This window comes from Marinifilum caeruleilacunae, assembly GCF_013141825.1.
GTDB classification, from domain to species: domain Bacteria; phylum Bacteroidota; class Bacteroidia; order Bacteroidales; family Marinifilaceae; genus Marinifilum; species Marinifilum caeruleilacunae.
This window is the reverse complement of the sequence record NZ_RZNH01000012.1, coordinates 60,218-73,585: the sequence shown is the minus strand read 5'-3', so window position 1 is coordinate 73,585 and position 13,368 is coordinate 60,218. Positions and strand designations below refer to the sequence as shown.

General features: G+C 37.7%; 11 protein-coding genes. 10 read left to right on the top strand and 1 reads right to left on the bottom strand.

Annotated features, from left to right (window positions below):
• The first annotated feature begins 16 nt into the window (after positions 1-16).
• The 9 genes from ELS83_RS09230 to ELS83_RS09190 all read left to right on the top strand — a co-directional run bounded on the left by ELS83_RS09230 (position 17) and on the right by ELS83_RS09190 (position 11,183).
• A complete protein-coding gene (locus ELS83_RS09230; protein WP_171595263.1) occupies positions 17-1,546 on the top strand; it encodes an oligosaccharide flippase family protein in 1,530 nt (509 codons plus the stop codon).
• A 136-nt stretch (positions 1,547-1,682) separates the two neighbouring features.
• Complete coding sequence (locus tag ELS83_RS09225; RefSeq protein ID WP_171595262.1) at positions 1,683-2,594, top strand: nitroreductase family protein; 912 nt, start codon at positions 1,683-1,685, stop codon at positions 2,592-2,594.
• A 31-nt stretch (positions 2,595-2,625) separates the two neighbouring features.
• Positions 2,626-3,771: a polysaccharide pyruvyl transferase family protein gene (locus ELS83_RS09220; RefSeq protein WP_171595261.1), complete on the top strand. Its 1,146-nt coding sequence runs from the start codon at positions 2,626-2,628 to the stop codon at positions 3,769-3,771.
• A 21-nt stretch (positions 3,772-3,792) separates the two neighbouring features.
• Positions 3,793-5,277: an O-antigen ligase family protein gene (locus ELS83_RS09215; RefSeq protein ID WP_171595260.1), complete on the top strand. Its 1,485-nt coding sequence runs from the start codon at positions 3,793-3,795 to the stop codon at positions 5,275-5,277.
• Positions 5,278-5,383: 106 nt separating this feature from the next.
• On the top strand, positions 5,384-6,319 hold the full coding sequence (locus ELS83_RS09210; protein WP_171595259.1) for a phosphoribosyltransferase family protein: 936 nt from the start codon (positions 5,384-5,386) through the stop codon (positions 6,317-6,319).
• A 46-nt stretch (positions 6,320-6,365) separates the two neighbouring features.
• Positions 6,366-7,553 (top strand): glycosyltransferase, encoded by a 1,188-nt coding sequence (locus tag ELS83_RS09205; RefSeq protein ID WP_171595258.1) that lies wholly within the window; start codon positions 6,366-6,368, stop codon positions 7,551-7,553.
• 26 nt (positions 7,554-7,579) lie between these two features.
• Positions 7,580-8,785, top strand: a complete 1,206-nt coding sequence (locus tag ELS83_RS09200; protein WP_171595257.1) for a glycosyltransferase family 2 protein — start codon at positions 7,580-7,582, stop codon at positions 8,783-8,785.
• Between the two features lie 11 nt (positions 8,786-8,796).
• Complete coding sequence (locus ELS83_RS09195; protein WP_171595256.1) at positions 8,797-9,948, top strand: glycosyltransferase family 4 protein; 1,152 nt, start codon at positions 8,797-8,799, stop codon at positions 9,946-9,948.
• A gap of 47 nt (positions 9,949-9,995) precedes the next feature.
• A complete protein-coding gene (locus ELS83_RS09190) occupies positions 9,996-11,183 on the top strand; it encodes a glycosyltransferase family 2 protein (RefSeq protein ID WP_171595255.1) in 1,188 nt (395 codons plus the stop codon).
• A gap of 290 nt (positions 11,184-11,473) precedes the next feature.
• On the opposite strand, the gene ELS83_RS09185 is transcribed toward ELS83_RS09190, so the two are convergent.
• Positions 11,474-12,601 carry a hybrid sensor histidine kinase/response regulator gene (locus tag ELS83_RS09185; protein ID WP_171595254.1) on the bottom strand — a complete coding sequence of 376 codons (1,128 nt, stop codon included), beginning with the start codon at positions 12,599-12,601 and terminating at the stop codon, positions 11,474-11,476.
• Positions 12,602-12,831: 230 nt separating this feature from the next.
• Between ELS83_RS09185 and ELS83_RS09180 the strand changes: the two genes are divergently transcribed.
• Positions 12,832-13,368: a heme NO-binding domain-containing protein gene (locus ELS83_RS09180; protein ID WP_171595253.1), complete on the top strand. Its 537-nt coding sequence runs from the start codon at positions 12,832-12,834 to the stop codon at positions 13,366-13,368.

Below are 13,368 nucleotides of genomic sequence, written 5' to 3'. Positions count from 1 at the left end.
TGATAAAAAGGAATTTATGCAAGTAAACCAATTAAAAGTAGGTGCAATATTATCCTATGTTGTTATAGGTTTAAGTAATATTGTAGGCCTTTTATATACACCATACATGTTACGCATGATGGGACAAAGTGAGTACGGTTTGTACTCACTGGTAGCATCTGTAGTTGCCTACCTAACCATTCTGGATTTGGGTTTTGGGAATACCATTATTCGTTACACAGCAAAATTTCGTTCCGAGGGAAAAATAGAAGAACAATACTCCATGTTTGGGATGTTTGTGGTGCTGTACTCGCTCATAGGCCTGGTTGTGCTCATACTCGGAATGGGTTTGTATTTTAATATCGATACACTCTATGGTGATACCTTAACTCCCGAAGAACTCGAGAAAGTGCATATCCTGGTTTTGTTAATGGTTTTCAACCTGGTGTTTACATTCCCGGTAAGCATATTTGGTTCTATAGTGACAGCCTACGAAAAGTTTGTATTTCAAAAGGTGGTACAGATTGCACGTATTATCCTGAACCCTTTAATCATGATTATCCTTTTGGAGATGGGATATCGAGCCATTGGAATGGTAGTGTTAATTACCATTTTTAATGTAGCCACTCAGCTAATTAACTTATGGTATTGCCGAAATAAAATCAAGATCAAGATCCGTTTCAAGAAGTTCGACTGGAGCTTTTTTAAAGAACTTGCCGGATATTCGTTTTTCATATTCCTGAATGCCATAATCGATCGGTTGTATTGGAGTTCGGGACAATTGGTTCTGGGTGCCAATGTGGGTACAGCGGCCGTTGCCATGTTTGCTGTTGCCATTCAGCTCGAACAAATGTATATGGGATTCTCAACAGCCATTTCGGGGGTATTTCTGCCTAAGGTTACAGCTATGGTTTCCCAATCAAAATCCAATAAGGAAATTTCCGATTTATTCATTCGTACCGGAAGAATTCAATTTATAGTAATGGCCTTTATCCTTGCGGGATTTATCCTCTTTGGACGACAGTTCATTTACCTGTGGGCAGGTGCAGACTATACCGACACCTATGTCATTACACTGCTCATGTTTATTCCTTTAACGATTCCTCTGATACAAAACCTGGGAATTACCATATTGCAAGCAAGAAACCGACTGAAATTTAGGGCGGTGCTCTATCTGTGTATCGCAATATTTAGTGTGGTTATGCAACTCCTACTGGTAGATACTTATGGCGGAATAGGTTGTGGTATTGCCATCTGCTCAGGCCTGGTTTTGGGTCATATCATCATTATGAATATCTACTATTTTAAAAGACAAGATATCGATATTCCAAAGTTCTGGAAAGAGATTGGTAAAATGGCAATATCACCGGCACTATTAGGATTGCTAACCTATTGGGTAATTAGTCAGGTGGACCTTGATACTCCAATAAACCTGGCAATCGCAATTTGTACCTTTTCGGTGATATACATCCCGATATTCTGGATGACATCGATGAATAATTACGAAAGAGATTTACTGTATAAGCCTGTAAAAAGTTTGGTGACAAGACTTAAGCCAACTTCGTAAACAAGCTGACTGTGTGAACAAAAAATGACACTACTTAAATATACTTGAAATGAAAGCATTGAAAGCACAAATAAAAAATATGTTACCGCAGAAACTGCTGTATTTGTATTATCTAAATTCAGCAAAAAAAGCGAGTATGTATGACTTAAAGAGGCGTGTATATGATAAAGTGTATAACAAATCTGATATTGAAAAAGTAAAAAGAGATTTGGCCCTGGCCTATCATATTGTTGAGAAAGGATTAACCATGCCCGAACCAAGACCCGGTTTTGGAAAGGCAGTGGTCATGATCTTGATTGATACGGTGGAGCGATATGAAAAATTTCAACTTCCTGAAAATGATTTGGAATTTACCCAATCCGTATCAGTATTAAAGGAATACCTTCATTATCATGAGGAAATCAACTTTTCATTAGATCAGGATTTGTTAGGTCGATTGATCTCGATTGAGGAACGATATGCCAAAGTGGAAGGTCAAAAGCAGATTAGAACAAGCAAGGCCGATTATTTTAAGGATAAAAATGCTCCATTCGATCAATTTTGTCAATCAAGATATTCGGTTCGAAACTATACAGAGGAAGAAGTTCCAATGCATGTACTTCACGATTGCATCAATCTGGCGCAACGTTCACCTTCTTTTTGTAATCGTCAGCCCAATCGGGTGCATATCGTAAAATCGCCCGAAAAAAAGAAAGCGATTCTCGAAATTCAGAATGGAAACCGAGGATTTGGTCACCTGGCCGAAACCTTAATTGTTGTAAGTTCTGTAGTGTCCACAACAAAGGATATGCACGAAAGGTTCGAAAATCATCTAAATGGAGGATTGTTCAGTATGACATTGTTAAATGCTTTACACTACAATAAAATTGGAGCATGTTCGCTAAATTGGAGTGTTTCCGATGACAAAGACATGAAATTAAGGGAAATTATCGATATCCCTCACAACGAAGTGGTTTTAATGATCATTGCCTGCGGCTATCTGCCCGATGAATTCTCAATTGCTTCATCGCCAAGAAAAACTGCCGAAGAAATTACCAAAATGCACTAATCAAGCACAGTTTAACCTAAAACAGAAAGTCATGAAAATAGGTATTATTACACTGCCATTTAATTGGAACTATGGAGGAATTTTACAAACCTATGCTTTGCAATCTGCATTAAAAAAACTAGGGCACGATTCCTATACCATCAATCGAAATACAGCACCAATGTCCTTAAAAATGAAGGTGCTTTCCTATGTGCGAAGATCAATTTTAAAAGTACTATTCAGAAAAGATGTGGTGGTCAGAACATGGCCTACCAAAGAGGAGGAAAAAACCATTAGGCAGCATACCGATCGTTTTATTCAGGAAAATGTAAAAACAACAGACTTGTTCAGATCTGAAAAGGATTTTAAGAATATTGGCAAGTATGATTTTCAGGCATTTGTTACAGGAAGCGACCAGGTTTGGCGCCCAAAATATTCTCCTGTGCTGGAAAATCATTTTTTAGGATTTTTACCCAAAGATTCACAGGCCAAAAGGATTGCATATGCTGCTTCATTTGGAGTAGACAATTGGGAGTTTAGCGGCAGACAAACGGAAGCCTGCGCAAGTCTGGCTCAAAAATTCGATACCATTTCGGTAAGAGAAGACTCGGCTGTAGAATTGTGCAAAGACAAGCTAAATGTAGAGTCGATTGTAGCACTCGATCCAACCATGCTAATTGATAAGGAAGAGTACATTGCATTGGTCGAAAAAGATAAAATTCCTAAGCTAAAAGGTAGTTTGCTTAATTATATTTTAGACCTGACCCCCGATAAGAAGAAAATTGTTGATGAGGCGGCTGAAGAGTTAAAAATTAAGCCTGTATCCATTATGCCGAAAGGAATTTTTAGGGAAATGGGTAAGAAAAGATTGGAAGATTGTGTGTGTCCGCCGGTAACCAATTGGTTAAGAGGGTTTATGGATGCAGAATTTGTTGTGACTGATTCTTTTCATGGTACGGTTTTTTCAATTATATTTAATAAGCCATTTATTGCTATTGGCAATGCCAAGAGAGGAATTACACGTTTTAGTTCGCTGTTGAAAATATTGGGATTGGAAGATCGTTTGGTATTGGGCTATCAGGATAATATTTCTGAAATGATAAAAACACCAATAGATTACCAAAAGGTAAACACGCTATTAGAGGGCAAAAAGAAAGAAGCATTACAATTTTTAGAAAACTCTTTGAATGTAAATTAAAGCGTTTGACAACAGGCCAATATGGAAAATGTTTTCGAGAAAAAGTATGGCAGCGATATCCTGAAGAAACCCCAGTTTTTCTTTGGCGTATTGCTAATCATGACAATTCTTGGATACCTGGTTGCCAAGGGAGGCATGATATCAGGTATTGGGATTTTGGCCATGCCCATTCTCGTAAGCTACATCTATTTAATTTTTGCCATTCCCAAAGTGGGGATTATCGGAATTTACATCCTGAATTTCCTTGCCATTGGAATTGTACGATACGTAAAAGGTGTTCCTTTGGGTTTATCGATTGATGGACAGTTTCTGCTCATTTATTTGGCCCTGTTTTTTAAAAGTTTCTTCTATAAAATTCCATGGAAAAACGGGAAGAATGACCTTGTTCTGCTGGCTGCCATTTGGTATGGTTATGCCCTGGTACAATTGGTGAATCCCGAAGCTGCCAGTCGCGTTGCCTGGTTCTATGCCATGCGTAGCGTTTCCTTATACATGCTGTTTACGGTTCCCCTGATCTTTATCCTCTACAACAAGAAAAAAGATCTTGAGTTGCTGTTTAAAATATGGGCCATACTCTCCATTTTAGGCACGCTAAAAGGAATTATGCAGAAAAATTTTGGTGTGGATCCTTTCGAACAGGCATGGCTCGATGCCGGAAATGCCAGCACCCATGTTCTTTTTGGAAAACTGCGAGTATTTTCATTCTATTCCGATGCTGGTCAGTTTGGTGCTGCCCAAGGTCATGCCGGGGTGGTTTTTCTGATTCTGGCTTTAAATCAAAAGCGGTCGCGGCGACTTAAAATCTTCTACATTGTTGCCGGAGTTCTGGGATTATATGGTTTAATGATATCAGGAACCAGGGGAGCTATTGCCGTGCCAATTATGGGATTTGGTTTATACACAGTTCTCAAAAAGCAGGTAAAAATTATTGTAATGGGCGCTATACTGGGCATTAGTGTACTGGTCTTTTTCAAATACACAACCATTGCGCAAGGAAATCCAACGGTGCGAAGAATGAGAACTGCATTTGACCCTAATAATGCATCCTTACAAGTTCGTCTCGAAAATCAACGAAAACTCAAAGGTTATTTAGCATCGCGCCCATTAGGTGGAGGAATAGGATCGGCCGGGAATTGGGGATTGCGTTTTACTCCACATACCTTCCTGGCAAGAACCCCAACCGATAGTTGGTATGTAATGATTTGGGCCGAACAAGGTGTTGTTGGGCTCACTTTACATTTGTTTATCCTGTTCTACATCTTATCTAAGTCGGTGTACATAATCATGTTTAGATTAAAAGATGAGGAAATTATTGGAATTATGAGTGCTCTGGTGGCCGGACTCTTTGGGATCATGGCTGCCTCTTATGGGAATGGTGTGCTCGGACAGATGCCTACCGGACTATTAATTTATTCAAGCATGGCTTATCTGTTTTTGGCCAAAAAGTTTGAAGATGATAAACTTGCGCTCGAATCAAAAGAGCTTCCGCAGATAGAAAATAAATAATTATCAATAAAAAGTCCACTTTTATTGAATCCTTATTTAAACTTGACCGTTTAAAAAGAAGACTATTACTTAAAATTACCTTGATTACGAACTTAAATTTTACTCTATGTACTATAGAAATATCTCTGATTTGAATCAGATTATCCTAAAACGACTAAATGTATTACCTCGCGATTTCGATTTAATTGTTGGAATTCCCCGCAGTGGTATGCTTCCAGCCAATTTGTTGGCACTATACCTGAATAAACCTTATACCGATATCGATTCTTTCCTAAAAGGACACATCTACAAAGCTGGAGAAAGAAGTCAGTTTTTTGATATGAAAGAAATTAAGAAGGTTTTGGTTGTGGATGACAGTATTGCCTCGGGTTCGGCCATGAACAAAAGCAAGAAGAGGTTGGAGGAAGTTGCAAAGGATTTTAATTTGAAATATTGTGCAGTCTATGTTGTTCCTGGTAAGGAAAAAATGGTAGACTACTATTTCGAAGCTGTACCTCTTCCCAGATATTTCCAATGGAACGTATTCAATCATACCACACTCGAAAAGGCTTGTTTCGATATTGATGGCGTGTTGTGCGTAGATCCTACCGAAGATCAGAATGATGATGGAGAAAAGTACATCAATTTTGTATTGAATGCTCCACCTTTGTACATTCCGGGAGCTAAAATTGGTACCATTGTAACTTCCCGACTAGAGAAATACAGAAAAGAAACGGAAGCCTGGCTCGATGCCAATAAGGTGAAGTACGACAAACTGGTAATGCTCGATTTACCCAACAAAGAAGCGCGCCAGAAAGCGAACAATCATGCAGGCCATAAGGCCGATACCTACAAAGAAGGACAATACAATTTATTCATCGAAAGTTCATTGTCGCAGGCTTTGGAAATTAATCGGGTAACCAAAAAACCAGTTTTGTGTACCGAGAATTTCGAAATGATTTTTGATTCTCAATCGCTTAAATACAATATTAAGAGTGGCAAATACTTCCCCTTTTTAAGAAAAGTAGCCTTAAAAGTTCGTGATAAAATAAGAAGCAACTAGTGCTTCCTGTGCAAGAGAATTTTATCAACTTTCAAACAAATTTGGCATGACTAACAAGAAAAATATTGTTTGTGTTTCCAACACAACCTGGGAAGGATTTTATACCAAATCAACGGTTCAACTGGTTTCATTACTGGCAAAATCGAATCAGCTACTTTTTGTAGAATATCCTTTTACCATTAAAGATTTGATTTTTACCCTAATGGGAAAAGGCAGGGCTCCTGTTAAAAGAATGCTGGGAATTAAAAGCAGGTTGGTGAAAAAGCAATCTACTTTCGATACCGAGGTGAACCATCTGGTTTTACCACCATTGCTTCCCTTTGCTTTTTTTAAGAACGAGCGTTTGTACAATTTCTTTCTGAATGTAAATACGTTTTTCTATGCACGTTCTATAAAACGCGCCATTAAAAAACTAAACATGACAGACCCAATTGCACTAAATGCTTATAATGCAATTTACGGGAACACCTTGCTTGGAAAACTCAAAGAAAGCTTAAGTGTTTACTATTGTTACGATGGTCCGGATGAAAGGCGATATGGTAAAAGAGCACAAGTTGCCGATCATTCTTATGCTGAGAAAGTTGATGGTGTGATTACCACCTCAGATTTTCTGGCAGACTCAATGAAGCACTTGAATGATAAAATGAAAGTGGTGAAGAATGGTGTGGACTTTAATGTGTTTAACAAATCGGCCAAAACCAATATCAATACTTCCAATAAGAAGAAAGTTGGATACATTGGAAGTTTAGATCACCGATTCGATATAGAAACCGTTGAATATACAGTGCAGCAATTATCAGATTATGAATTTGAGATTGTAGGAGATTTAATGAACCCAAAAATTCATGATGCACTGGCAAAATATCCAAATGTAACATTTCTGCCACCTGTAAAACCACACGAGGTGCCCGATTTACTGAAGAAATGCGATGTAGGCTTAATTCCCTACTTGTGTACAGAGTATACCAAGAATATTTATCCATTAAAGATTAATGAATACTTATCGGTAGGTGTTCCTGTGGTGCTAACTTCATTCGCAAATTTACCAGAGTTCGATGGAGTGGCAAATTTCACCAAAAACAAAGAAGACTTTTGCGAAGCCATTCGCAAGGAAATAGAGCAAGACAATGTCGAGAAAATTCTAAGTAGAATTGAGTATGCCAAGGCGACATCCTGGGAAAGCAGAGCCAAAGATTTTGAGAAGGTTCTTGATGACTATTTAGCACAGAGCTAAGATTGATTAACGCTTAAATTTATTGTATGGAGATTTTGAATACCATAATATACATTGTAGAGTTGGTACTATTTGTGTACCTGGGTTTTGCGGCAGTTTATATTTTCATATTTGCTTTTGCAAGCATTTTCCCATATCGACAAAAAACACCAAAAAATACAAAGAACAGGAAATTTGCGGTATTGATTCCTGGCTACAAGGAAGATGTTGTAATTGTTGATGTTGCTAAAGATGCACTCAATCAGAACTACCCGCAAGATTTATATGATGTTGTAATTATAGCCGACTCATTTAAGGCACAGACCATAGATCGCTTAAAAGAATTGCCGATAAAATTGGTAGAAGTATCATTCGACGTAAGCACAAAATCGAAAGCCCTGAACAAAGCCATGCAAACCATTGGCGACAATTACGATGTTGCACTGGTATTGGATGCCGATAACCTGATGGAAAAAGATTTTATTCAGAAAGTAAATCAATCTTTCGATAATGGATTTATGGTGGTGCAGGGACATCGTGCAGCGAAAAACGTAAATACTTCCTTCGCAATTCTCGATGCCATTAGCGAAGAGGTGAATAACAATATTTTTAGAAAAGGACATCGGGTTTTAGGCTTTTCATCAGCCTTAATTGGTTCAGGAATGGCTTTCGATTATGCATTCTTTAAAGATACCATGAGCAAGGTAAATGCCATTGGTGGTTTCGATAAAGAGTTGGAGTTAAAGTTGTTGAAAGATAAAAAGAAAATTGAATACCTAAACGATGCCATCGTATTGGATGAAAAAGTGCAGAAATCAGAAGTGTTTGCCAAACAAAGAAAAAGATGGTTGTCTGCCCAGTTTATCTACTTTGCAAGGTATTTCTTTCCTGGTTTGTACCACCTGTTTTTTAAAGGAAATATCGATTTCTTCGATAAAGTATACCAGATGATATCACCGCCTCGAATCCTGCTTCTGGGAATGGTAGGAATCATCAGTGTTTTCTACATGGCAGTTTGGTATTTTTTTGAATCGGCCAGCATCTTACACTTTAGCATTCAGCAGTGGATGTATGTTTTATTACTGGTAGTATTGGCATTTGCACTAAGCATACCACGAAAATTTTATACAGGAAGCACTTTGAGGGCAATTCTTTCTTTGCCTCGTGCATTCTTTCTCATGTTTGCTTCCTTGTTTAAGCTTAAAGGAGCCAACAAAAAATTTATCCATACAGAACATGGCGTAAACAATTAAAACAGAATCTTATGAAAATAGGCATTGAAGGACAAAGACTCTATAGAAAAAAGAAGCATGGTATGGATATGGTTGCACTTGAACTGATTAAAAATCTTCAAGTGATCGACAAGGAAAATGAATATGTTATATTCGTTAAACCCGACGTTGACAATACATGCATACCAGCAGCCGATAATTTCAAAATTGTAGAATTGGCAGGAGGACCTTATCCTACCTGGGAGCAATATGCACTGCCTAAGGCTGCCAAAGCCGAAGGTTGCGATTTGTTACACTGTACAAGCAACACTGGCCCTATTAAATCATCGGTTCCATTGGTAACCATTTTGCATGATATCATTTACCTCGAAAGTGTAAGTATCTTCAAAAAAGCGGGCACCTGGTATCAGAAACTGGGCAATATGTATCGTCGATGGATTGTACCTCCTGTAGTTCGAAAAAGCAAAAGAGTTGCTACAGTTTCCAACTTCGAAAAAAACAGGATCAAGAATTTTATGGGATTGGGCGATAACCTGGTAGCCATTCATAATGGAGTAGGCGAGCACTTTACCCAAATTACCGATGCAAAGGTTTTGGCAGAAGCGAAAGTGAAATATAAACTTCCCGATCGTTTTATGTTTTTCCTTGGAAACACCGATCCTAAAAAGAATACCCCAAATGTACTGAAAGCTTTCGCTGATTTTAATGCAGCAAGCCAGGAAAAGTACAAACTTGTCATGTTAGATTACGAAGAAAATGCACTCAGAAAAATACTTACTGATATTGGACACCCTGAAATCAGAGAAGATATTCATTTGACTGGCTATGTCGTGAATACAGACCTGCCTGCAATCATCAGTCAGTGTAAGGTATTTTTGTATCCGTCGCTGCGAGAAAGTTTCGGAATTCCAATATTGGAAGGAATGGCATGTGGTGTACCGGTGATTACTTCCAATACATCATCCATGCCCGAAATTGCCGGCGATGCAGCCTTAATTGTAGATCCGCACAAAAGCGGGGAAATTACTGCTGGAATTGAGAAAATTTTAAGTGATGACGATTACAGGGAAAAGCTATGCAGAAAAGGGCTCGAAAGAGCAAAACTCTTTTCCTGGAAGAACATGGCCAAAGAGTATTTAAAATTGTACCATGAAGTTTATGCCGAAGAAAAAAATCTGAATTGATTCTCTAAATATTTTACGCAGAATAAATTGACTTAAATCTACTACTTATGAAGACTATCGAAATATTATTTTGGATTGCATTGTTTATCATTTTTTATTCCTATTTGGGATATGGAATTCTATTATTCCTGATCGTAAAATTGAGAAGATTATTCGGTCTGAAGAAAAAGTTTACAGGCAACCAAGATTATGAACCAGAGGTAACACTTTTTGTAGCAGCCTACAACGAAAAGGACTATGTTGACGAAAAAGTGAAGAACTCATTTAGTTTAAACTACCCAAAAGAAAAGGTGAAGCATGTTTGGGTAACCGATGGATCGGATGACGGAACTCCCGATTTGCTTAGAACGTATGAAGGAGTAGAAGTTTATCATGAAAATGCCAGAGGAGGTAAAATTGGTGCCATGAATCGTGGAATGCAATTCGTAAAAACTCCGATTGTTATTTTTTCGGATGGGAACACCAACCTGGGCGAAGATTCAATTCAGGAAATTGTAAACCTGTTTAAAGATCCTAAAGTAGGTTGTGTTTCGGGAGAAAAGAGAATCTACCAGAAAAATGCCGATGCTGCAGCTGGTGCAGGAGAAGGGCTGTATTGGAAATATGAGTCGACTCTAAAAAAATGGGATGCCGAATGGTATTCGGTAGTGGGTGCAGCAGGTGAACTGTTTGCCATCAGAACCGAACTTTGGCAAGAGGTTGAAAAAGATACATTGCTCGATGATTTTATCATTTCATTGCGTGTAGCCATGTCTGGATATACTATTCAGTACAACCCCAATGCTTATGCAATAGAAACCGCTTCGGCCAACGTAAAAGAAGAACTTAAACGAAAGGTAAGAATTTCGGCGGGAGGCATTCAGTCTGTTGTTCGCTTATCGCCACTATTAAATCCGTTTAAATATGGAACCTTGTCTTTCCAGTACATTTCGCACAGGGTACTTAGATGGACATTAACGCCATTGTTATTGCTATTTATTTTACCAATGAATTTTGCATTGGCCTACAATTCGGGTATGAACCCTGAAAACATTTACACCCTGCTGTTTTATGGACAAGTCGCGTTTTATTCGGCTGCCCTAATTGGCTGGTTTTTAGAAAATCGTAGAATTAAAATCAAAGCGCTCTTTGTTCCTTACTATTTCTTTATCATGAATTTATCGGTATACCTTGGATTCAGAAGATACATGAAAGGAAATCAATCGGTAAAATGGGAACGAGCCAAACGAGGATAAAAAAATTATGTGTTGATACTGGCCAAAAGGCCTAGTCTCTAAACAGGACGTGCTTAATGCATGTCCTTTTTTTATGGTGAAAACGCATGAATGTGAAGGAAAGGAGGTGTTTTAGACTTCATGTTTTCAAAATAAATTGAAAAAAAAATAAACTTTTGTCACCCCTTTTTCAAACTTAGCTGTTATAGTCTTGTAAGTTCAAAATTAAACTGTTTATCCAGTTGGGCCTTAAGGCCTGTTTTTTCATAGATAGAAAACCCCGAGTTGTAGGCTCGGGGTTTTTTGTCTGATTAATTTTTACTCACTGGTAATTTGAGTGTGATTGTACAGCCTTCACCAGGCTTACTTTTTATATCAATTTTACCATCCATATTGGTGGCAAAACTATTGGCTACCTTTAATCCCAGACCACTACCGGCCTCACCATTTGTTCCATAGGTCGATAAATGCTCTTTTTCATCAAAAAGTTTTGGAATATCTTCAGAAGAAATACCAATTCCATTATCGCTAATTGAAATGTTAATGTCTCCATTATTGGCTTCTGCACTCACACGAATATTTCCTCCTTCGTGTGTAAATTTAATGGCGTTCGACATTACATTTTTCAATATCATTTTCAGCATGTAGGCATCTGTATTCACATTTAAATTGTCCTGAATACTAGGCTCAAAGCTGATGTTCTTATGGGTTAAATTCCCTTTAAACATGAAATAGGTGCTTTCTATCAGGTTATTAATGGCAATGTCTTCTGGGTGATATTTCAAAATTCCACTTTGCGATTTTGCCCATCCCAATAGATTCTCCAACAATTCAGAAACCTCTTCGCTCGACTGAACCAGGGTAGACATTGTCTCTTTGTAATCCTCACTGTTGTATTCGAATAATCCTTTCGATAAAAGATCAAGAGTCATTTTTATATTTCCCAACGGACCTCGTAAATCATGCCCAATAACCGAAAACATTTTGTCTTTGAGTTCGTTTAGTTCGCTTAGATGATCGGTAGTGGTTTGCAACTCATCGCGGGTAAATTTCAACTCTAAATGTGTTTTGATACGAATAATCAGCTCCTCTTTATTAAAAGGCTTGGTAATGTAATCGACACCTCCCAATTCAAATCCTTTTACAATTTTAGATTTTTCGCCAACTGCCGTAAGGAAAATGATTGGCAGGTTCTTATTTTCTTCCTTCGATTTTAGAATTTCACAAACTTCGAAACCATCCATTTCCGGCATCATTACATCCAATAAAATCAAATCTGGTTTGGTTCTCTCAACAAGGTCTAATGCATCCTTACCATTGGTGGCAATTACAATTTTAAAATTCAACTCTCTAAGAGTTAGAGCAACAATTTTTAGGTTGTTGGGATTATCATCAACAACTAAAACAGTCGGGGTTTTTCCCGGAATGTTAAATTCCATAGGCTTATCGTAAATTTAAATTTTAAGTAGTCATTTGTTATTGCTCTTTTGGAGCTAATATGATTTGATACGTTAGAAGAGCGCAAGGGTTCTTAAAAAACAGGCTTTTTTTTTAGTAAAATACAGCATATTTTAAAACCATGTTTGGCTTCTTACGTATCATTTGATTTATTGCCAAATTTTATCGACTGGCAACGACTACGAATACTACTTAAATTTATCTACTGCATATGAAAGGACTTGTTTTTTGTGAATTTCTTGAGATGGTCGAAAAAGAGTTCGGCTACGAAACTGTTGACCACATTATCGAAAATACAAACTTACCTAGCAATGGGGTTTATACTTCGGTTGGAACCTATTCTCACGAAGAAATGTTTGCGCTGGTTGGACAACTTAGTGCCAAAACCAATATCCCTGTTTCAAAATTATTTTATGCCTATGGTGAGTACGTTTTTGGCGTTTTTGGGAATGCCTATAAAGAATTGATACTAGGTTATGAAAATGCGTTCGATTTTTTATGTAGAGTAGAAGATACCATTCATGTTCAGGTTCTAAAATTATATCCGGAAGCTGAATTGCCTCGAATAGAAGTAAAAAACAGGTCAGATGAATTTTTGGAGTTGGTGTATACTTCTAAACGAAAAATGTCTGATTTTGCCGAAGGTTTAATACAAGGTTGCATGAAATATTTCAACGAGAATGCAAGTATTTCGAAAGAATTCCTAAGCGAAGATCAAAGCCAAGTATTATTTACCATTAAGAAGTAG